We start from the raw sequence: 20,476 nt of genomic DNA on the forward strand, positions 1-20,476 counted from the left end.
CCGCAGACCGCGCCGGTCGCCGGTCCCGCGGGCAGCGGCGGACGGCCCGGTGCGTCCGTGGTGAGCATCGCGTAGCCGGGGAAGAGAGGAAGCGGTCCAGGAGGCGTTCACCACGGCCGTTCAGCGCTGGCCGGAGACGGGCGTGCCGCCGAGCCCGGCGGGCTGGATCATCACCACCGCGCGCAACCGCGCGATCGACCGGCTGCGCCGCGAGTCCTCCCGTGAGGCCCGACACGCCGAGGCCGCCCTGCTGAACGCCGCCGACGCACCGGCCGAGGAGGGCCCCGTGCGAGACGACCGGCTCCGCCTGATCTTCACCTGCTGCCACCCGGCGCTCGCTCCGCAGGCCCAGGTCGCCCTGACCCTCCGCCTGCTCGGCGGACTCACCACACCCCAGATCGCCCGCGCCTTCCTGGTGCCCGAGCCGACCATGGCCCAGCGCATCGTCCGCGCCAAGGCGAAGATCCGCGACGCCCGGATCCCGTACCGCGTGCCCCGCGACGCCGACCTCCCGGACCGGCTCAAGGGTGTCCTGGCCGTCGTCTACCTGATCTTCAACGAGGGGTACGGCGGCGACCCCGAACTCTGCGTGGAGGCCGTACGCCTCGGCCGTCTCCTGGCCGAACTCATGCCGGACGAGCCCGAGGTCCTCGGCCTGCTCGGGCTCATGCTTCTCGTCGAGTCCCGCCGGACCGCACGCCAGGGCGAGCACAGCGAACTCGTCTCCCTGCCCGAGCAGGACCGCGCTCGCTGGGACCGCGAGTTGATCGTCGAGGGGCAGGCCCTGGTCCGCCGGTGCCTGCGCCGCAACCAGCCGGGCCCGTACCAGATCCAGGCCGCCGTCCAGGCCGTCCACAGCGACGCACAGACCGTCGAAGCCACCGACTGGGGCCAGATCCTGCGGCTGTACGACCAGCTCATGGCGGTCGCCCCCAGCCCGGTCGTGGCCCTCAACCGGGCGGTCGCCGTGGCCGAGACCGCGGGCCCGGCCCCGGCCCTCGACCTGGTCGACGCCCTCGACCTCACCGGCTACCACGTCTTCCACGCGGTCCGCGCGGACCTGCTGCGCCGCCTGGGGCGTACGAAAGAAGCGGCACGGGCGTACGAGACGGCGGCCGAGCTGACCGGGAGCGCGGCGGAGCGGGCGCATCTCGAAGCTGCGCGACGGGAACTCGACGTCACCTGAGCGACCATGCTCAAGGCCGCACGGCGTCCAGTGATCGACTGTGGTCATGGCGTACGGCATCCAGTGATCAACCGTGGTCATGGCGCACGGCGTCCAGTGACCGACCGTGGTCAAGGGCGCACGGCATCCAGCTGCGTGAGCACGTCGAAGTCCACCCCGTCCGCCCGCGCGAGATAGATCCGCTGGTGGACGTGACTGCCGCGCAGGCGGAGCAGGCCGCGCGGTCCCTCGTAGGAGACCGAGTCGGCCGTCGCGCCGATCGCTGTGACGTCCAGTGTTCGGGCCCGGGTGATGAGCGCGGCGAGCAACAGGACGCCCTCGTAACACGATTCGCCCAGGCTGCCGGGCGCGGGCGCCTCGACGCCGAACCGGCCCGCGTACTGGCCGTGGAAGTCGAGAGTGTCCTGGTTGGCGAGCGAGGAGAAGAACCCGGCGGTGCTGTAGAGATCGGCGGTGGCCGTCGGGCCGCTGGCCATCAGCATGTTCTCGTCCATCAGCGTGCTCAGCCGCAGACAGCGCGCGTCGAGCCCGGCCGCGGCGAACGCGCGGTTGAAGCGCACGGCGTCGCTGCCCACCAGCAGCATCAGCACCGCGTCGGCCTCGGAGTGTTCGATGCGGCGCAGCACGTCGTCGAAGTCATGGGTGCCGAGGGGCAGGTAGGAGCGCCCGCAGATCCGGCCGCCCGACTCGTGGGCGTAACCACGTGCGGCCTGTGCCGTGCGGCGCGGCCAGACGTAGTCGTTGCCGACCACGAACCAGCGGCGCACCTTGCGCTCCCGTGCCAACAGCCGCATCGCGGGCCGGAGTTGGGCGTCGGGCGTCTCGCTGGTGAGGAAGACACCGTTGGTGTGCTCACCGCCCTCGTAAAGCGCCGTGTACACATACGGCACCCGGTGCGCGATGCGCGGCGCGAGGGCCTGGCGCACCGAGGAGATGTGCCAGCCGGTGACGCCCTGTACGACCCCCAGGTCCACCAACGCCTCGACGCGGTCGGCGATTTCGGCGGGTTCGGCGCCGCCGTCCACGGGCAGCAGGCGCAGTTCCTTGCCGAGGATCCCGCCCGCGTGGTTGATCTCCTCGGCGGCAAGGCGCGCGCACAACTCGCAGGCGGGCCCGAAGATCCCGGCGGCGCCCTGGAGGGGGAAGACCAGGGCCACGCTGAGCACGGTGTCGTCGACGGTGAACCAGTCGAGAGGGTGGGGGTCGAGCTGGAACATGCGGTCATGATTCCGGGTCCGCCCGGTGAACTCCAGCCCGTCTCGTGGTGCGGTCGGTTCGGTGACGGGATCCGGGTCCGGTGATGGGATCCGGGGCCGGGGACGGTACCTGTGGCCTGCGGGAGGGCACTTGTACGATGGATCCACCCGGGACCGAGGAGAACGATGCCTGCCTCATCTGCGCGTCAACCCCAGGACCTGCTGCAGTTGTTGACGCGCGCGGAGCGTGTGGCCGCGCGGCGGCTGCGGTCCGTGCTCGACGAGGAAGGCTGCTCGCTGGACGCGTGGCGGGTGCTCACCCTGCTCTCCGACGGCAAGGGGCACTCCATGACGGCGGTCGCCGAAGCCGCCTTCCTGCCCGCGCCGACGCTCACCAAACTGGTCGACCACCTCGTCGACCAGAACCTCGTCTACCGCCGCGTCGACCCCCTGGACCGCCGCCGCATCCTCGTCGACCTCACCCCGCGCGGCCAGACGTACTGGCGCCGACTCAGCCGCGAGGTCCGCTCCCGGTGGCCGGTGCTGAACGAGGGCGACGACGAATTGCTGCGGGCGCTGCTGGGGCGGCTGGTGGAGACGCTCGAAGAGACACCGGCAGTCGATTCGGCCTAGAGCCGTCATGGGCAGCCTCGGGGCACCTCGCCTTGGTCGCCTTGGTCGCCTTGGTCGCCTTGGGCCACCTTGGGTCATGAAGCGATCGCGGGCCGTGGTTCCCGGCGATCCGGAATGACTTCTGTACCTTAATGGTTGCTAATTACATCGAGTAGCACCGACCGCACCCGTCCCGGCCCGGCAGGGCCCGCGCACCACCAGCGAGGCAAAGTGAACCAGTCCGCCCCCGAGCAGCCCGCCGACATCGTGGCCCGGCTGCGCGCCACCTTCCGCACCGGCCGCACCAAGCCCGTCGAATGGCGCACCACCCAGCTGCGCCGACTGCGCGAGATGCTCACGGAGCACGCCGACGACCTGGCCGCGGCCCTCCACTCCGACCTCGGCAAGAGCGCCGCCGAATCCCAGCGCACCGAGATCGGGTTCACGGTCCGCGAGATCGACCACACCCTCGACCACCTGGCCGACTGGCTGCGCCCCGAGCCCGCCCCGGTGCCCGAGCGGCTCGGCGCCGACGCCACGGCCTGGACGCAGTACGACCCGCTCGGCGTCGTGCTCGTGATCGCCCCCTGGAACTACCCGCTCCAGCTCCTGCTGACCCCGGTCGTCGGAGCGCTGGCCGCCGGCAACGCGGTGGTCCTCAAGCCCAGTGAGCTGGCGCCCGCCACCTCCGCCGCGGTGGCCCGGCTGATCCCCGAGTACCTGGACACCGACGCGGTCGCCGTCGTCGAGGGCGCCATCCCGGAGACCACGGCCCTGCTGGCCGAGCGGTTCGACCACATCTTCTACACCGGCAACGGCGCCGTCGGCCGGATCGTGATGCGGGCCGCCGCCGAGCACCTCACCCCGGTCACCCTCGAACTGGGCGGCAAGTCCCCGGCGTTCGTCGACCGCGACACCGATCTCGACGTCGTCGCCGACCGGTTGGTCCGCGGCAAGTTCCTGAACGCCGGCCAGACCTGCGTCGCGCCGGACTACGTCCTGACCGACCCGGCCACGGCCACCGCCCTGGAGTCGGCCCTGGTCAAGGCCGTCGACGGGCTCTTCGGCGCCGACCCGAAGGCCTCCGGCGCGTACAGCCGGATCATCAACGAGCGCCACTTCGACCGGCTCTCCGGCCTGCTCGACTCGGGCCGCGTGGTCCTGGGCGGCGACAACGACCGTTCGGTGAAGTACATCGCGCCGACCGTGCTCGCCGACGTCGACCCCGAGTCGCCGGTCATGCGGGAGGAGATCTTCGGCCCGATCCTGCCCATGGTCACGGTGTCCGACCTGGACGAGGCGATCGGCTTCATCAACGACCGGGACAAGCCCCTCGCGCTGTACGTCTTCTCCGAGTCCGACGAGACGAAGTCCCGGATCGCCGGCGAGACGTCCTCCGGCGCCGTCGGCCACGGTCTCCCGCTCGCTCATCTCACCGTCTCCGACCTGCCGTTCGGCGGGGTGGGGGAGAGCGGCATGGGCAACTACCACGGCCGCTACTCCATCGAGACGTTCAGCCACCGCAAGGCGGTCCTGCAGAAGCCGCTGAGCTGACCGACCGCGTCCGAACGCATCCGAGTGGGGCCCTTCGGGGCCCCACTTTCCGTATGCGCCACGGCGGTTGACTGGTCTACACCCTTGACTGGTACAGACCAAAGGAGTTGAGTGTGGCACCACAACCCCCCACCACGGCCGCACCCCTCGCCGGGTGCGGCCGTGCTCCGTAAAGGAGTTGATCCTTGTTCAGGCAACGCATCGCCGCGCTCCTGGCCACGCTCGCCCTCGGAAGCACCGCCCTGGTCCTCCAGTCGGCCCCCACCGCCTCCGCCGCGAGCTTCGTGGTGAGTGAGGCGCAGTTCAACCAGATCTTCCCGGGCCGGAATTCGTTCTACAGCTACAGCGGTCTGACCGCTGCCCTGTCCGCGTATCCCGGATTCGCCAACACCGGCTCCACCACGGTCAAGAAGCAGGAGGCTGCAGCCTTCCTCGCCAACGTCAGCCACGAGACCGGCGGGTTGGTGTACGTGGTCGAGCAGAACACCGCCAACTACCCCCACTACTGCGACTGGAGCCAGTCGTACGGCTGTCCGGCCGGGCAGGCTGCCTACTACGGCCGTGGTCCCATCCAGCTGTCCTGGAACTTCAACTACAAGGCAGCCGGCGACGCCCTGGGCATCAACCTGCTGGGCAATCCGTGGCTGGTCCAGAACGACTCGGCCGTGGCTTGGAAGACCGGCCTCTGGTACTGGAACACCCAGCGCGGTCCGGGCACCATGACGCCCCACAACGCCATGGTCAACAGCGCCGGCTTCGGTCAGACCATCCGCTCCATCAACGGCTCCCTGGAGTGCGACGGCAAGAATCCCGCGCAGGTCCAGAGCCGCGTCAACGCGTACAACCGGATCACGTCCATCCTTGGCGTCAGTCCTGGCGCCAACCTCTACTGCTGACGGCGGTCCGCAGCGTCACGACCGCGGCGGGCGCCCTGTGCGCCCGCCGCGGCACGACGGTTCGGCGTAACATCCGTGCGGGAGTCGGGCCGGGCGTTGCCCACGGCAATGGATGCAATGTATACGTTGTGCATGCCTTCTGCCGGTGACCGTTCCGAAGAACGTCCAGGGATGCACAACCAGGCCGAGATCGCCTATCGGCGGCTGCGCGAGCGGCTGCTGGACGGGCACTACGCCCCGGGCGACCGGCTCACCGAGCTGGGCATCTGCGAGGACCTCGGCATGAGCCGGACCCCGGTCCGTGAAGCGCTGCGCCGGCTGCAGAGCGACGGTCTCGTCAGCTCGACCGGCAGGGGAGTGGTCGTCAGCTCGCTCTCCCCTCAAGAGATGCTGCACGCCACGCAGTTGCACGGTGCGCTGGACGCGCTCGCCGCCAAACTCGCCGCGACCGCGCAGCGCGACGGGCAGTTGTCCCCGGCGCAGCTCAGTGGCTTGAAGGAGGCGTCGCGTCGGGTGGAGGAGCAGGCCGAGTCCAGCGACCCGGCGGGCGCCTGGCGCGCGAATCTCGACTTCCACATGACGCTGGCCCGTCTCTCGGGCAACCCGCTGCTGGTGGACACGCTCGACCGCATCTGGACGCGGTTCGCCATCGTGAGCCTGAGCAACATCAACCGGCGCAGGGATCTCACACCCCGCCAGCACGACGCGATCGTGAGCGCCATCGTCGACGGCGACCCCGAGCGCGCGGAGGCCGCGGCGGCCGAGCACGTCCGCGAAGCGGCGGCGATGTACGAGGAAGGCCCCCGCTGACCGAGGGGTGAGCCCGTCCCTCTCGCGGGCCGGCAGCCCCGGGTCTGGGCCAAGGAGTGCGGTCGTCCCGGCCGAGGGCTGAGTCCGTGCCGGCCCAAGGGTGAGCCCGTCCCGTAGGGAGGACGAGTCCTGTGCCGGTCGAGGACTGAGTCCGTCCCGTCGGGAGGGCAAACCCGTGCCGGTCGAGGACTGAGTCCGTCCCTTCCGCAGGCCGCGTCTCGCGTCCGCCCCGTCCCGCCCCCCTGCGCCGGCCGCCTCGCGCCACCCGCCCGCAAGGGTCGGAGACCTTTTGCGGCAACCCTTGTCCGATCCCTTGTCGAGGCTTCGCGTGCAATGTATACATTGCACATCAGCGGCAAGGGCGCCCGCGGCAGCCCTGGCCGAAGGACTCATCACCGGGCGTGTCCGCACGTCCGGGGAGACGCTCAACGCGCACGGGACATGCGCCAACGGTCGCCTCCGGAACCGAAACTGACGAGCCGTCACCGCTTCCGGTTGCCGCCTTCCGTCTCGCCATCACGATCACCAATTCGAGGTGAATGTCATGCCAGGATTCGGCCGAAGCGGACGACCCACCGCCCTGCTCAGTGCGACCGCGGCGGTACTGCTGCTCGCCACGGCGTGCGGCTCGGGGACGGGATCGAGCAGCGGCGCCATCAAGATCGGCGCCTCGCTGCCGCTGTCGGGCCCGGTCGCCGACGCCTCCAAGCCGGCGTACGAGGGCTACAAGGTGTGGCTCGACCAACTGAACGACAAAGGCGGCCTGTTGGGCCGCAAGGTCGAGCTCAAGGTGCTCGACGACGGCTTCGACCAGAACACCGTCGTCACCAACTACAACCGCCTCATCAGCCAGGAACGCTCCGACCTGCTGCTCGGCACCTTCTCCTCCAAGCTCAACCTGCCGGCCTCGGCGGTGGCGGAGCGGAACAAGATGCTCTACGTCGAGCCTTCCGGCGGCGCCGAGGAGATCTTCACCCGCGGCTACGACTACTTGTTCTTCGCCCAGCCCAGCACCTCGCTGGACCTGCCGGACCAGTTCGTCCAGTACATCAAGTCGCTCCCCGCCGACCAGCGGCCCAAGACCGCCGCCTATCCCACCCAGGACGACCCCAACACGGACGTCACCATCGAGGAGTTCCGCAAGGAGCTGACCGCGCTCGGCGTGAAGACGGTCTACAGCGAGAAGTACGCGCCCGAGACCGTCAACTTCGACCCCATCGCCAGCGCCATCGCCCGCAAGAAGCCCGACCTGATCATCCATGGCGCGGTCACGGCGGCCGACGGCGCGGGCCTGGTCAAGGCCCTGCAGAAGCAGCAGTTCAGCCCCAAGATGATGTTCCAGACCAACGCCCCGAGCCTCATCGGGTCCTACCCCAAGGCGATCGGCGAGAAGAACACCGAAGGCATCTTCACCTCCGCCGCCTGGAGCCCGAAGGCCGACTACAAGGGCAACGCCGAGTTCGTGGCGGCGTACACGAAGGCTTACGGCGCGGCGCCCGGCGACGACGCGGCGAACGCGTACACGGCGGGCCAGGTGCTGGAGGCCGCGGTCGAGGCCGTCGGCAGCCTCGACCAGGACAAGCTCGCCGACTGGCTGCACTCGCACACCGTGCAGACCATCGTGGGCCCGCTGAAGTGGGACAAGCGCGGGGTGCCCGACGGCAACATGCTGCTCGCCCAGTGGCAGGGCGGGAAGTTCGAGTTCGTCGCTCCGGCCAGTCAGAAGACCGTGGACACGGTGGTCAACCCCAAGCCCGGGTGGTCGTCGTGAGCGAACTGCTCCAGACGCTGATCCTGGGTCTCCTGATCGGAGGCGTGTACTCGCTCGCGGCCTCCGGCATGACCCTGATCTTCGGCGTGATGAAGGTCGTCAACCTCGCTCAGGGCGGCATGCTCATCCTCAGCGCGTACCTCACGTACACCCTGTGGGAGGCCACGGGCATCGACCCGCTGCTCCTGGTGTTCATCACGACACCCTGTCTGCTGGTCGTCGGCTGGGTCACGTACTACGTCTTCATCGAGCGGTCGCGGACCACCGATCCCTCGATGGCCCTGGTCACGACCTTCGGTCTCACCCTCGTCATCAAGGGCGTCATCGCGCTGATCTGGGGAAACGAGCCGAAGTCGGTCACCCCGGGCTACGCGAACCGGTCCTTCTCGGTCCTCGGACTGCGCTTCCCGCAGGCCCAGGTGTACGCCTGTCTGGTCGCGGCGCTGGTGCTCGCCGGGCTGTACCTGCTGCTGCGCCGGACCTGGCTCGGGCGGTCCATCCAGGCCACAGCGTCCAGCGCGGAGGGCGCCCGGCTCATCGGCATCGAGGTCCGCACCGTATGGGCCGCCGCGTACGCGCTCGGCGTGGCGGCGGCGGGCGCCGGCGGCACGCTGCTGAGCGTGCTGTACCCGTTCATGCCCAGCTCGGCCGACCACTGGATCGGCCTCGGGCTGTCGATCATCGTGCTCGGCGGCATGGGCAGTCTGGCCGGCAGCGTGCTCGGTGCGCTCGCCATCGCCCTCGCCGAGTCGCTGACCTCCACCTACATCGCCCCCGACTGGGCCGCGGGAGTCCCGTACCTGGCCATCATCGTGGTGCTCGTGGTCCGCCCGCAGGGCCTGCTGGGTGCCCGGCTGCGAGAGGACATGAGCCGCGCATGACCATCAACCGCCTGCGGATCTACGGGATCGGACTGGCCGCCGTCGGCCTCGCCGTCCTCCCGCTCGTCAACGACAACGCCTATGTGCAGAACATGGCGATCATGGCGTTCCTGCTGGCCGTCATGGCGTCCGGCTGGAACATCATCTCCGGCTACGCCGGCTACATCTCCCTGGGACAGAGCGCGTTCCTCGGCGTCGGCGCCTACACCACCGCCCTGATCTCCATCCACACCGGCGTCTCTCCGCTGCTCGCGGCCCCCGTGGGCGGTGTCGTCGCGGCGGCCTCCGCCCTCCTGCTGGGCCTGGTCGGCCGGCGCACCCGGGGCATCGCCTTCGTCATCATCAGCTTCGCCTTCCTGGAGTTCATGTCCCTCGTGGTCTCCAACTGGGGCTCGCTGACCAACGGCAACCACGGACTGGCACTCCCACTGCCGAGTTGGGACCGCGCCTACCTCAACTGGCCTTTCTACTACTACCTGTTGGCGCTGCTCGTGCTGACCGTGTGGGGTTCGTGGGCGATCCGCCGCTCCAAGTTCGGCATCGGACTGATGGCGCTGCGCGACGACGAGTCGAAGGCCGACGGCATCGGACTGCGCACCGACCGCTACAAGATGTTCGCCTTCGCGGCCAGCGCCTTCCCGATCGGCGTAGCCGGGGGGATCTACGGCTACTACATCGCCTTCCTCGAACCGGCGGCGATGTTCGACATCATCATCGCGATGCAGATCGTGCTCGCCGCGCACCTCGGCGGGGTGGGCACGCTGTGGGGGCCGGTGCTCGGCGCCTTCATGCTGGAGCCGCTGAACCAGTTCACCAACCAGACCCTCAGCGGTCCGGACGCCGGTTCCTGGCGGCTGATCATCTACGGGGCCCTGCTCGCGGCCATCGTCCTGTTCTTCCCCAAGGGCGTGCTCACCGAGGGCGCCGCGTGGCTGGCCCGCCGGCGCCGCACCGGACCGCAGGCGAAGGCAGGTACCCGGCTGACCCCGGTCCCCGCCCACCTGCCCGCCGCCGCACTGGTCCGGGACCGCGTCCCCACGACGACCGAGGCACCGCTGCTGCGGGTGACGGACCTGAGCAAGTCCTTCGGCGGAGTACGAGCCGTCGACGGCTGCTCGTTCACCGTCGCGCGCGGCTCGATCACCGGACTGATCGGGCCCAACGGGTCGGGAAAGACAACGGTGTTCAACCTCCTCGACGGCTCGCTCGCCGCCGACCAGGGCACCATCCACCTGGGTGAGCGGCGCATCGACCGGCTGCCGCGCTGGCAGCGGGCGCACGCCGGACTCGCCCGCACCTTCCAGGCGACCAGGGTCTTCCCGCAGCTCACCGCGCTGGAGAACCTCGCCGTACCCAGCCGCTCGTTCTCCACGACCGGTCTCGCCGCCTCGGCGATCAGCGGCAAGGAGGCGGAACGGGCCCGCGAATGGCTCGACTTCGTCGGCATGGCGGCCTACGCCGAACACAAGGCAGGGGACCTGTCGTACGGGCAGCAGAAGCTCGTCGAGCTCGCCCAATCCCTGATGCTGGAGCCGGAGTTGCTCCTGCTCGACGAGCCGGCCGCCGGTATCAACCCGGCCCTCGTGGAGCGGCTCGCCGACATCATCCGCAAGCTCGACGAGGCCGGCACGACCGTGCTGATCGTCGAGCACAACATGCCGTTGGTGCTGTCGCTGTGCGACCACATCCACGTCCTGGCGCAGGGACACGTCATCGCGAGCGGCCCGCCCGGACGCATCGAACAGGACCCCGCCGTGCTGGACGCCTACCTCGGCGACCACACGCCCGGACCGGGCACCAACCCGGCGACCTCGGGAGCCACCGCATGATCACCTTCAAGGACCTGGTGGTCGGCTACGGGCGCGCCGGTGACATCCTGCGCGGCGTCGACTTCACCGCCGCCGAGTCCGCCATCACCTGCATCGTCGGACCCAACGGCGCTGGCAAGTCCACTGTCCTCAAGGCGTGCAGCGGACTGCTGCGCCCGCGTGCGGGCCAAGTACTGCTCGGCGACGAGGAGATCGGCGGCCGGTCACCCGCCGAGATCCTGCGCCGCGGTGTCGTCCAAGTGCCCCAGCACCACGGGCTGTTCCCGTCCCTGAGCGTGCGCGAGAACGTCATGCTCGGCGCGTACGTCAACCGCAAGGAGCGGGTCCGCAACCGGCAACGGTACGACGAGATCGCCGAGTTGTACCCGCTCGTCGCCGAACGCGCGGACGACAAGGCCGCCTCGCTGTCCGGCGGTCAGCGCCGCACCGTCGAGTTCGCACGCGCCCTCATGCTGCGCCCCAAGGTCGTCCTCCTCGACGAGCCGACCCTCGGGCTCGACCCCAAGGCGAGCAAACAGCTTGCCGACTCCGTCACCACCCTCAACAAGGCGGGCGTCACCGTCCTGATGGTCGAGCAGAACGTGCGCTTCGGCCTCACCCTCGCCGACCACGCCGTCGTCATGGAGGGCGGCCGGGTCCTGCACACCGGCGACGCCGACGCCCTGCTCGCCGACCCGCACATGGCCCAACTGTTCTTCGGAGCCCCACCCCGGCAGGAAGCGTCATGACCAGCACCCACCTGAACCTGATCCAGACCATCCCGGCCTCCGGCGCCCGCGCCGCCCAACCCTTCACCGTCGGCGGCCTGGAACTCCTCGCGATCCCCCAACTCGCCTACGACATCCCCGGCACCCCCGCCCACATGAACGGCGGCGACAGCGAGACCGAGACGCTGCTGCTGCGCCGGGACGGCGACCGGTTCGAACCCTGGGGCAGCCTCCCGGACCCCGGCGGCGAAGACGCCGAGTTCTTCACGATCGGCGACCGGTCCTTCCTCGCCGTGGCGAGCATCCGCAACGGCGCCGGGCCCTACGAGTACGCCATCAGCTCCATGCTCCACGAATGGGACGGCATCCGGTTCACGCCCTTCCAGGCCTTCGACGGGTTCGCCGCGAAACAGTGGAAGCACTTCACCGTCGAGGGCCGGCACTTCCTCGCCCTCGCGCAGGGAGTCGCGCTCCCGCACCTCGCCGAGCAGAACAGGCCCTCCGTCATCTACTCCTGGGACGGCACGCGCTTCACGCACTTCCAGGACATCCCCTCGCGCTGGGGTTACAACTGGCACCCGTTCACGGTCGGCGGCCACACCATGCTCGCCCACGCCGACCATGTGGACCCCAGCGTCCTGTACCGCTGGGACGGGTCACGATTCGTGCCGCACCAGACGCTCGCCGACGTGGCGGGCCGAGCCTTCGCCACCTTCGACGACCCCGGCGGTAACGGGACGTACCTGGTCGTGGCCCGCATCGACGACGGCTCGCAGCTCCTGCGCTGGGACCCCGCCGCCGACCGGTTCGTGGAGCGCCAGAAGCTCACCGGCGCGGGCGCCCGCGAACTCGCCCTCCTCCGCACCGACCGCGCGCTCTACCTGATCCGCGTCAACTTCATCCACGGCACGCCGGCCGATCCCACCGCCGCGCTGCTGTCACAGCTCTACCGCTGGGACGGGGAACGGCTGGACGTGATCGAGGAGTTCCCGACGACCGGCGGCACCGACATCGCCGTACTCCCGGGCGCCACCGGCCCGTTGATCGTGCAGACCAACGCGCTGACGGCCGATCTGCGCTTCGCCGCCGAGAGCCGTGTCTACCGCTTCGCCGACTGAAGCCGCCGCCCAGCTGACGGCCATCGCTTCGCCGACCGAAGCCGCCGCCCCGCCGACGGTCCACCGCCGCGCGGACCGAAGCGCCCGCCCCGCGAAGGAGAGATCGACTTGTCCGAACACGAGAGTCGCGAACTCATCGACCTGTTCACCGCGTACACCGCCGGCCCCCACTCCATCGGAGCGCATCTGCGCGCGGCGGCGGCCGAGGCGCACGCCCGCGATCCCCTGCTGGTGGTCACCGGTGCCGACATGGCCCTGTACCCGGGCGACGGACGACCGCCGACGGTCCTGCCCTACCGGCTCAGCAACCGCGGCTTCAAGGAGCTGGCCGCCGTCTCCCACCTGGGCACGGCCCTGGCCTCGCTCGTCGAACTGCACCGCCACGACCCCGGAGGCGTATGGCGGGCCGACGCCGAGAACCTGCTTCATCAGGTACGGCGCTCCCGTGCCGCCAACAGCACCGCACTGTGGCGTGACCGGATCGCGGCCGTCACCCACCGGGGCCGCGAGGAGTCCATCGCGACGATGGTCGACTACGCCTGTGCCGTGACCGAGCGCTATCTCGTCCGCGCGCTGACCGACCCGTCCTGCCTCGATCACCGGACCTTGCGCGAGGAGTACTTGGAGGACGGGCACCCCGAACTCCCGGTCTCCTTCAACCGGATCATGGTCGCCACCTTCTTCCTGGTCGGGATGGACAACGCGCACCGGCTCATCGCCTGGTGCGACGACCAGGACATCGACTGGGCCCGCACCATGGTGGTCGTCGTCGGCCAGATCGGCCGCCCCACCGCCGGCGTCACCTGGCGCACCAACGGCGTCGCCGGCACCGTCCTGGCCGCCTCCCGGCACACCCTGCCGCTGGACCGCCTCTACATCGCCCCGCACGCCCGCGGCTTCGCCACGCCCACCGGGGGAGACCTCACCGAAGTGCGGGCCCTGGAGCCGGTGTTGCGGCAACTGTGGGCCGGTACCCGAGTGACGGTCGAGCTGGGCGGGTCGATGTTCGAGGGTTACCCGGCCTTCTCGCCCGGCGACGACCGCCCCGGACTCCTGGGCGAGCGGACGGTCTCACGGGCCGACGAGGTCATCACCGAACAGCCCCGCATCCGCTCGCCCAAGGACTGGTTCACCCTCGTCACCCGGCTGCGGCTGGTCATGGAGGACCCCCGCCAACTGCTGTCCGGCGCGGTCACCGACTACGCGGCCCAGCAGCTCATCGAGCACGGCAACGACCCACGCGCCCTCACCGTCCCCGGCCTCGACGACGAGCCCTACCCCGCCTACGGCTCCGTCTCCGCGGCGGCCTGACCCGAAAGCGACCGAACCCATGCCTCAACTCCCTTCCTCCGAAGGGTTCCTGGAGCGTCTGCACGCCGGCGAACCCACCCTCATGCTCACCGTCCGCACCGGCCGGACCCTGGACGTCGTCCACATCGCCCGCTCCAGCGGCCACCACAGCATCCTCGTCGACCTCGAACACTCCACCATGTCGACCGACACCGCCGCCCAACTGTGCACGGCCGCCGACAGCCTCGGACTCACGGCACTGGTCCGGGTCCCCGAGCGCGAGTATGGAATGATCGGCCGTCTCCTGGACGGTGGCGCCCACGGGATCGTCGCGCCACGCATCGAGACGGTCGACGAGGCACGCGACGTCGCCCGCGCCTGCCGCTTCGCACCCCGCGGCCAGCGCTCCCAGACCAACATGGTCCCCCAACTCGGCATGCGCCCCACGCCCGCACGCGATCTCAACCCCGCGCTCGACGACACCACGATCGTGCAGATCCTCCTGGAGACACAGGCCGGCATCGACAACGCGGACGAGATCGCCGCCATCGACGGCGTCGACATGCTCGCCCTCGGCGCCAACGACTACACCGCCGAACTGGGCGTGCCGGGACAGTACGGCGACCCGCGCGTCCGCGACGCCGTGGAGACGCTGGCGAACGCCTGCCACAAGCACGGCAAGCTCATGGTGCTCGGCGGCATCGGCGACCCCGCGCTCCTCGACACCCTCGTCCCCCTGGGTGTGAGCCCGCTGCGCATCACGGGCACCGACAGCGCCTTCCTCTTCGAGGCAGCCCACGCGCACGCCCAGCAGGCACTCGCCGAGTTCCGCCGATAGCCGATAACGGCAGCCCCCGCGCATCCCCGGATCCCCCCGACAGTCAGGACGGACGATGACCGCAGACCTTCCCCAGCCGACCCCCATGCGCGCCGCCGAGAGCAACACCAAGCCCAACTTCGAGGTGCCGCCGAACAGTTGCGACACCCACTTCCACGTCTTCGAGCCCGGATACCCCACGGTCCCCGACCCCCTGTACGGATTCCCCGACGGCACGCTCGATCAGTACCTGCGGATGACCGAATGGCTCGGCATCGAGCGCATGGTCCTCGTACAACCCACCTACTACGGCACCGACAACAGCCTGCTCGTCGACGTCCTGAAGAAGGTCGGTCCGCGCTGCCGCGGTGTCGTACGCATCGAAGAGGACGCCACCGACAAGGAGTTGGACGAGTACCACGAGTTGGGCGTGCGGGCGATCCGGCTCGACCTGTTCGCGCGGGCGACCTGGCCGATCGCCGACCTCATCGCGTACGTCCGCAGGATGGCCGACCGGGCGCGGCCGCGCGGCTGGCACCTGCAGTTCTACACACCGGGGACGGTCGTACGGGATCTGCTGCCGTTCTTCGCCGACCTGGAGGACACCTTCGTCATCGACCACATGGGATACATGAAGGAGTCGGACGGGCTGACCAGGGCGGACTTCGACCGGCTGGTGCGGGTCCTGGACGGGGGCAGCTGCTACATCAAGCTCTCCGGTGCGTACCGCATCGCGAAGGACCAGCCGCTGTCCACCGTCGAGCCCCTCGGCCGAGCTCTCGTGGCCGCCCGGCCCGACCGGCTCGTGTGGGGATCGGACTGGCCGCACCTGACCGACGGCCAGCGGGACACCGGCGAACTGCTCAACCTGCTCGCCGACTGGGCACCCGAGGAGGCCGACCGCCGGCAGATCCTGGTCGACTCTCCCGCCAGGCTGTTCTACACGGACTGACCTGCTCTTCTCCCAGGCTGCCCCGCAGGTCGGACGACCCGCGGGGCATACACTTGTCGTGCGCGGCGTTTTACGTATAACCTCACCCGTCAATCGCCCGCGCACCCGCGCCCGTACTCGGCGCACCCGCTAGCCCGCGCACCCGCACAGAGAGGCCCCGATGAGACGCATCGCCCTGGTCACCCTCGTCGTCGACGACTACGACGAGGCGATCCGCTTCTACACCGAGGCCCTCGGATTCCGGCTGGTCGAGGACGAGGCGCGGCCGGACGGTTCCCGCTGGGTCGTCGTCGAGCCGGGGACGGACGGCGCCGGCACGGGGCTCCTGCTGGCCCGCGCCAAGGGCGAGGCGCAGAGCGGCCGGGTCGGGGACCAGACCGGCGGACGCGTCGGGTTCTTCCTGCACACTGACGACTTCGCCCGCGACCACGCCCGGATGCTCGCCGCCGGTGTGACCTTCCTGGAGGAGCCGCGACACGAGAGCTACGGCTCGGTCGCCGTCTTCCAGGACCTGTACGGCAACCGCTGGGACCTGCTCCAGCCCGCGGCCTGATCCGCCCCGCTCGCAGTCTCACCCGAACCTGCTCACCGCCTGATCCGCCTCAGCTCACCGAACGACCGAGGAACGACCCCACATGTCTTCTACGCGCATAGATGCCGACATCATCCGCCGCCTGCCCAAGGCCGTCCTGCACGACCACCTCGACGGCGGCCTGCGCCCCGCCACCGTGGTGGAGCTCGCGGCGGAGATCGGTCACACCCTGCCCACCACCGACCCCGACGAGCTGGCCGCCTGGTACTTCGAGGCCGCGAACTCGGGCGACCTGGTGCGCTACATCGCCACCTTCGAGCACACCCTCGCCGTGATGCAGACCCGCGAGGGCCTGCTGCGCACGGCCGAGGAGTACGTCCTCGACCTGGCGGCGGACGGTGTGGTCTACGCGGAGGTGCGCTACGCCCCCGAGCTGAACACCAAGGGCGGGCTCACCCTCGCCGAGGTCGTCGAGACCGTCCAGGAGGGGCTCGCGGCGGGCATGGCCAAGGCGGCGGCCGCGGGCACTCCGGTGCGGGTCGGCACGCTGCTGTGCGGGATGCGGATGTTCGACCGGGTCGGTGAGGCGGCCGACCTGGCCGTGGCGTTCCGGGACGCGGGTGTCGTCGGCTTCGACATCGCGGGCGCCGAGGACGGCTTCCCGCCCGCCGACCACCTCGACGCCTTCGAGCGACTGCGCCGCGAGAGCGTGCCCTTCACCATCCACGCCGGTGAGGCGCACGGCCTGCCCAGCATCCACCAGGCGCTCCAGGTCTGCGGTGCCCAGCGCATCGGGCACGGCGTCCGGATCACCGAGGACATCGTCGACGGGAAGCTCGGCCGGCTCGCCGGCTGGGTCCGCGACCGCCGGATTGCCCTGGAGATGTGCCCGACGTCCAACCTCCAGACCGGCGCCGCCACTTCCATCGCCGAGCACCCGATCACCGCCCTGAAGGACCTCGGCTTCCGGGTCACCCTCAACACTGACAACCGGCTGGTGTCCGGTACGACGATGACCCGGGAGATGTCGCTGTTGGTCGAGGAGGCCGGCTGGACAGTCGAGGACCTGCGCACGGTCACGGTGAACGCGGTCAAGAGCGCGTTCATCCCGTTCGACGAGCGCAGGTCCCTCATCGAGGACGTGGTCCTGCCGGGTTACTCCGCCTCGCTCTGAAGCATGCCCCGCAGATAGGCGGCCTGTCCGACGTGCTGGAGATCGTCGGACAGGACGCTGACCAGCCGGACCCCGAGGGTGACCGGCGGGTCCCAGCGTTCGTCCACGACGCGTTCGAGGTCCGCGGCGGCCAGATCCCGCAGCACGGTCAGGGTCTGCGCGTGGACGGCGTCGTAATAGCCGGTCAGCAGCTCACCGTCGTCGACCCGCACCTTCGCGACCTTCGCGGCGCTGTGGCCGTATCCGATGTCGTGACGGGGCAGGTCGAGCGCGAACCGCTTCTCCCAGTCCTGGGTGAGCCAGACCTGGTCCAGCCCGAAGGCGTCGGCGACATGGTCGTCCTGGACGCGGGCGAGATGCCAGACGAGCCAGGAGATGGAATTCGCGTCGGGCGTGGGGCGGGTGTTGAGGAGGTCGGGGGCGAGCCCTTCGACCGTGTTGTGGACTTCTTCCTGGATGCGGCTGTAGGAGTCGATGAGGATGTCCTTTGCATGCATGCCACCACCCTCGCAAATCCCGATCGCTCACGCGTCCGGAATCCAGCTCCCGTGGAAACCCAGCGGCACACGCCCCGGCAGATGGATCCGCGCCAACGGTTCGCTCGTGAAATCCTGCGCCGCGAGGATCACCAGGTCGGCCGCCCCGCGGTCCGGGTTGTGCGCGTACGCGATCGCGTAGCCGTCGTCCTCGGCCTTGGCGCCCCGCCGGGGCACGAACACGGCCTCGCCCGCCGCCGCGCCGCGCGGCAGCCGGTGGACCTGGGTGGTCCCGCGCAGCAGGTCGTGTTTGATCAGGGCGTTGCTGAAGGCGCTGTCCGGCGGAGGGGTGCCGTCGACGGCCAGGTACGCCGCCGTCATCTCGGCGGACGCCGCCGTGTACGCGTACCGGTGCCGGCGCGACACCAACTCCTCGCGCACGCGCGGGAATTCCTGCGGCCGGTCGTCGATCGTCCGGGTCCGCACCCGCCCGCCCGGCACGTCGATCGTCCAGCGCTCCAGTGACGCGGTGCCCGCGCCGTAGGGGCCGTCGGCGCCGCGTCCCGCGACGTAGAAGGGCGCCGGGTAGGTCGTCATGTCGACGACCACGGACGAGCCCTCGTCGTAGGCGTTGAGGGTGTGCGAGTAGTACACCGGATCCACCTCGAACCAGCGGACGGCGCCGCCCTTGCGCGGCAACAGGCCGACCCGCATGGGGTGTTGGTCGTTCCAGATGTACGGCACGATGTCGCCGCGCTCGGCTGCCGCCGGGTCGAAGGTGATGGGCACGTCGAAGATCACGACGTACTTCTCGGTGAGCGCGAAGTCGTGCATCATCGGCGCGTCCGCCACCGGGATCCGGGTGGTGCGTACGACCCGTCCGGTGTGGTCGATGACCTGGTGCCGGACGTGGTCCCAGGTCGGGTAGTAGGCGATCGCGTGCAGTTCCCCGGCCACCGCGTCGAACTTGGTGTGCGCGGTGAAGGCCCCCTCCAGCGTGCCCCGGAAGTCGTACGTGCCCACGGTGTTGAGCTCGTGGTCGAGTTCGTACGGCAGCGGTCCGCTCTCCTGGAGCGCGAGGATCCGGCCCCGGTAGGGGATCACGTGAGTGTTGCTGGGGAAGTCGTCCGGCGGCACCGGGCGCGGGTAGGGCTCGCCCAGCTTCTTCGCGACCTGCGAGGAGCGGATCCACCGGTTGCGGTACCACTCGGCGCGTCCGTCGCGCAGTCGCACGCCGTGCACCATGCCGTCGCCGAGCATCCAGTGGTGGGCCCGCGGATCCTCCAGGCCCAGCACGTTGGGGCCGTTGCGCAGGTAGCGGCCGTCGAGGTCGCGCGGGATGCGGCCCGTGACCGGCAGGTCGAAGGCGGTCAGCTCTTCGGTGACCGGCTTGAACGCGCCCTCCAGGAACGGGAAGTGACGTGTCGTCACTTCCGGCTGCGGCTGCCGGGAAACGGCCGACGCCTGGAGGCTTCCCGTGCCGATGAGGCCGCCCGCCGCGGTGATCGCCGCCGCGCCGCGCAGTACGTTCCGTCGTGTGTGATCGCTCATGTCCCGTACTCCTGATCGCAGTTGTCGTGAGGAACAGTCACGATTCTGCGATCGGGATCGGGCCCGGTCAGGAGAGGTGAACACCCTCCGGGGGTGGTGCTAGACCCCCTCTTCCAGCCCTCCCTTTTCGAGCCTGCTCGTCTCCAGCAGGGTCATCAGCGCCCGGGCCGCCGGACTGGTCGCCTGGGGCGGGGGCAGCAGGGCGATGGTCTCGTAGACCGTCTCGCCGGTGCCCTTCACGGGCAGCGCGGTGAGCCGGTCCCGCTTGTGCCGGAAGTGCCGGGGCACGACGGCCACGCCGAGGTTCTCGTCCACCAGGTCCAGGAGGCTGTGCACGTCGTTCACCTCCAGCGCGACCGTGCGCCGCACGCCGGCGGCGGCGAAGGCGGTGTCGGTGGTGCGGCGCGGCCCCCAGTCCGGGTGGAAGTCGACGAACACCTCGCCGCCGAGGTCCTCCGGGGTCACGGCCGCGCCGCCCCGTGCCAGCCGGTGGGTCGGGTGGCACAGCACCGTCATCGGCTCGGCGGTCAGCGCCACCGAGCGCAGCTGGTCGGTGTCCGCCTGCGTCCGGTAGGCGAAGGCGAGGTCGAGCCGCCCGGCCGCGACCTCCTCGGCCAGCTCGCCCGAGCCCGCCTGCCGCAGCCTGATCTCGACGTCCGGGTGCCGGTGCCGGAACGCGGCGAGCAGCTCCGCCACGTGCACGCCCGCGATGCACTGCTCGGTGCCCAGCGAGAGCGTGCCCCGCAGCACCCCCTGCACGGCCGCGACCGCCTCGTGCGCCGACCGCACCTGGGCGAGGATCCGCTCCGCCTCGCCCAGCAGGGCCCGCCCGGCCTCGGTCAGCGTCACCCGACGGGTGGTCCGGACGAACAGGGGCGTCTGAAGCTCGCGCTCCAGGGCCCGGATCGAGGCGGACAGGCCCGACTGGGACACCAGAAGGCGTTCGGCGGCCCGGGTGAAGTGCTGGTCCTCGGCGACCGCGACGAAATGCTGGAGATGGCGCAGTTCCATGATTGAGAAGCCTAGCCGCTGAGTTCCATCGGATTCTCCTGTTGGACCACTGCCCGCAGGTCGCGCGAGAGTGGGTACCCGGTTCCCTGGAACCGTCTTCTCGTGTGCCAACC

At 70.2% G+C, this 20,476-nt stretch carries 18 protein-coding genes and 1 pseudogene; 15 read left to right on the top strand and 4 right to left on the bottom strand.

What is annotated here, in order from left to right:
* Positions 1-85: 85 nt before the first annotated feature.
* Positions 86-1,186: pseudogene (locus ACWDR3_RS16445) on the top strand (RNA polymerase sigma factor); the annotation flags it as partial.
* Between the two features lie 110 nt (positions 1,187-1,296).
* On the opposite strand, the gene ACWDR3_RS16450 reads toward ACWDR3_RS16445, so the two are convergent.
* On the bottom strand, positions 1,297-2,403 hold the full coding sequence (locus ACWDR3_RS16450) for a substrate-binding domain-containing protein (protein ID WP_450353167.1): 1,107 nt from the start codon (positions 2,401-2,403) through the stop codon (positions 1,297-1,299).
* A gap of 165 nt (positions 2,404-2,568) precedes the next feature.
* On the opposite strand from ACWDR3_RS16450, the gene ACWDR3_RS16455 reads away from it, so the two are divergent.
* The 14 genes from ACWDR3_RS16455 (at position 2,569) to ACWDR3_RS16520 (ending at position 17,325) form a co-directional block, all read left to right on the top strand.
* Positions 2,569-3,015, top strand: coding sequence for a MarR family winged helix-turn-helix transcriptional regulator (locus ACWDR3_RS16455; RefSeq protein ID WP_450353168.1), 447 nt, complete (start codon positions 2,569-2,571; stop codon positions 3,013-3,015).
* 210 nt (positions 3,016-3,225) lie between these two features.
* On the top strand, positions 3,226-4,548 hold the full coding sequence (locus ACWDR3_RS16460) for an aldehyde dehydrogenase family protein (protein ID WP_450353169.1): 1,323 nt from the start codon (positions 3,226-3,228) through the stop codon (positions 4,546-4,548).
* 242 nt (positions 4,549-4,790) lie between these two features.
* Positions 4,791-5,444 (top strand): chitinase, encoded by a 654-nt coding sequence (locus ACWDR3_RS16465; protein WP_450353236.1) that lies wholly within the window; start codon positions 4,791-4,793, stop codon positions 5,442-5,444.
* Positions 5,445-5,615: 171 nt separating this feature from the next.
* Positions 5,616-6,254 (top strand): GntR family transcriptional regulator, encoded by a 639-nt coding sequence (locus ACWDR3_RS16470; protein ID WP_450353170.1) that lies wholly within the window; start codon positions 5,616-5,618, stop codon positions 6,252-6,254.
* A gap of 544 nt (positions 6,255-6,798) precedes the next feature.
* The gene (locus tag ACWDR3_RS16475) at positions 6,799-8,025 is read left to right on the top strand and encodes an amino acid ABC transporter substrate-binding protein (protein WP_450353171.1); all 1,227 of its coding nucleotides are present in this window, start codon (positions 6,799-6,801) and stop codon (positions 8,023-8,025) included.
* Complete coding sequence (locus tag ACWDR3_RS16480; protein ID WP_450353172.1) at positions 8,022-8,906, top strand: branched-chain amino acid ABC transporter permease; 885 nt, start codon at positions 8,022-8,024, stop codon at positions 8,904-8,906. The genes ACWDR3_RS16475 and ACWDR3_RS16480 overlap by 4 nt, the downstream gene beginning before the upstream one ends.
* Positions 8,903-10,735 carry a branched-chain amino acid ABC transporter ATP-binding protein/permease gene (locus tag ACWDR3_RS16485; RefSeq protein ID WP_450353173.1) on the top strand — a complete coding sequence of 611 codons (1,833 nt, stop codon included), beginning with the start codon at positions 8,903-8,905 and terminating at the stop codon, positions 10,733-10,735. Before ACWDR3_RS16480 ends, ACWDR3_RS16485 begins: the two co-directional genes overlap by 4 nt.
* Entirely contained in the window at positions 10,732-11,463 is a 732-nt protein-coding gene (locus ACWDR3_RS16490; RefSeq protein ID WP_450353174.1) for an ABC transporter ATP-binding protein, read from the top strand. Before ACWDR3_RS16485 ends, ACWDR3_RS16490 begins: the two co-directional genes overlap by 4 nt.
* A complete protein-coding gene (locus ACWDR3_RS16495) occupies positions 11,460-12,560 on the top strand; it encodes a hypothetical protein (RefSeq protein WP_450353175.1) in 1,101 nt (366 codons plus the stop codon). The genes ACWDR3_RS16490 and ACWDR3_RS16495 overlap by 4 nt, the downstream gene beginning before the upstream one ends.
* Positions 12,561-12,668: 108 nt before the next feature.
* Complete coding sequence (locus ACWDR3_RS16500) at positions 12,669-13,871, top strand: DUF5624 domain-containing protein (RefSeq protein ID WP_450353176.1); 1,203 nt, start codon at positions 12,669-12,671, stop codon at positions 13,869-13,871.
* Positions 13,872-13,890: 19 nt separating this feature from the next.
* Positions 13,891-14,688, top strand: coding sequence for an HpcH/HpaI aldolase family protein (locus tag ACWDR3_RS16505; RefSeq protein ID WP_450353177.1), 798 nt, complete (start codon positions 13,891-13,893; stop codon positions 14,686-14,688).
* A gap of 55 nt (positions 14,689-14,743) precedes the next feature.
* Entirely contained in the window at positions 14,744-15,619 is an 876-nt protein-coding gene (locus ACWDR3_RS16510; RefSeq protein ID WP_450353178.1) for an amidohydrolase family protein, read from the top strand.
* A 160-nt stretch (positions 15,620-15,779) separates the two neighbouring features.
* A complete protein-coding gene (locus tag ACWDR3_RS16515; RefSeq protein ID WP_450353179.1) occupies positions 15,780-16,172 on the top strand; it encodes a VOC family protein in 393 nt (130 codons plus the stop codon).
* An 82-nt stretch (positions 16,173-16,254) separates the two neighbouring features.
* Positions 16,255-17,325, top strand: a complete 1,071-nt coding sequence (locus ACWDR3_RS16520; RefSeq protein ID WP_450353180.1) for an adenosine deaminase — start codon at positions 16,255-16,257, stop codon at positions 17,323-17,325.
* Here ACWDR3_RS16520 and ACWDR3_RS16525 read toward each other — a convergent pair.
* The 3 genes from ACWDR3_RS16525 to ACWDR3_RS16535 all read right to left on the bottom strand — a co-directional run bounded on the left by ACWDR3_RS16525 (position 17,307) and on the right by ACWDR3_RS16535 (position 20,363).
* Positions 17,307-17,822 carry a mycothiol transferase gene (locus ACWDR3_RS16525; RefSeq protein WP_450353181.1) on the bottom strand — a complete coding sequence of 172 codons (516 nt, stop codon included), beginning with the start codon at positions 17,820-17,822 and terminating at the stop codon, positions 17,307-17,309. The genes ACWDR3_RS16520 and ACWDR3_RS16525 overlap by 19 nt on opposite strands.
* A 27-nt stretch (positions 17,823-17,849) precedes the next feature.
* A complete protein-coding gene (locus ACWDR3_RS16530; protein ID WP_450353182.1) occupies positions 17,850-19,352 on the bottom strand; it encodes a carotenoid oxygenase family protein in 1,503 nt (500 codons plus the stop codon).
* 99 nt (positions 19,353-19,451) lie between these two features.
* A complete protein-coding gene (locus ACWDR3_RS16535; protein ID WP_450353183.1) occupies positions 19,452-20,363 on the bottom strand; it encodes a LysR substrate-binding domain-containing protein in 912 nt (303 codons plus the stop codon).
* Positions 20,364-20,476: the final 113 nt, after the last annotated feature.

The sequence above is a fragment of the Streptomyces sp. NPDC001002 genome (assembly GCF_053599215.1).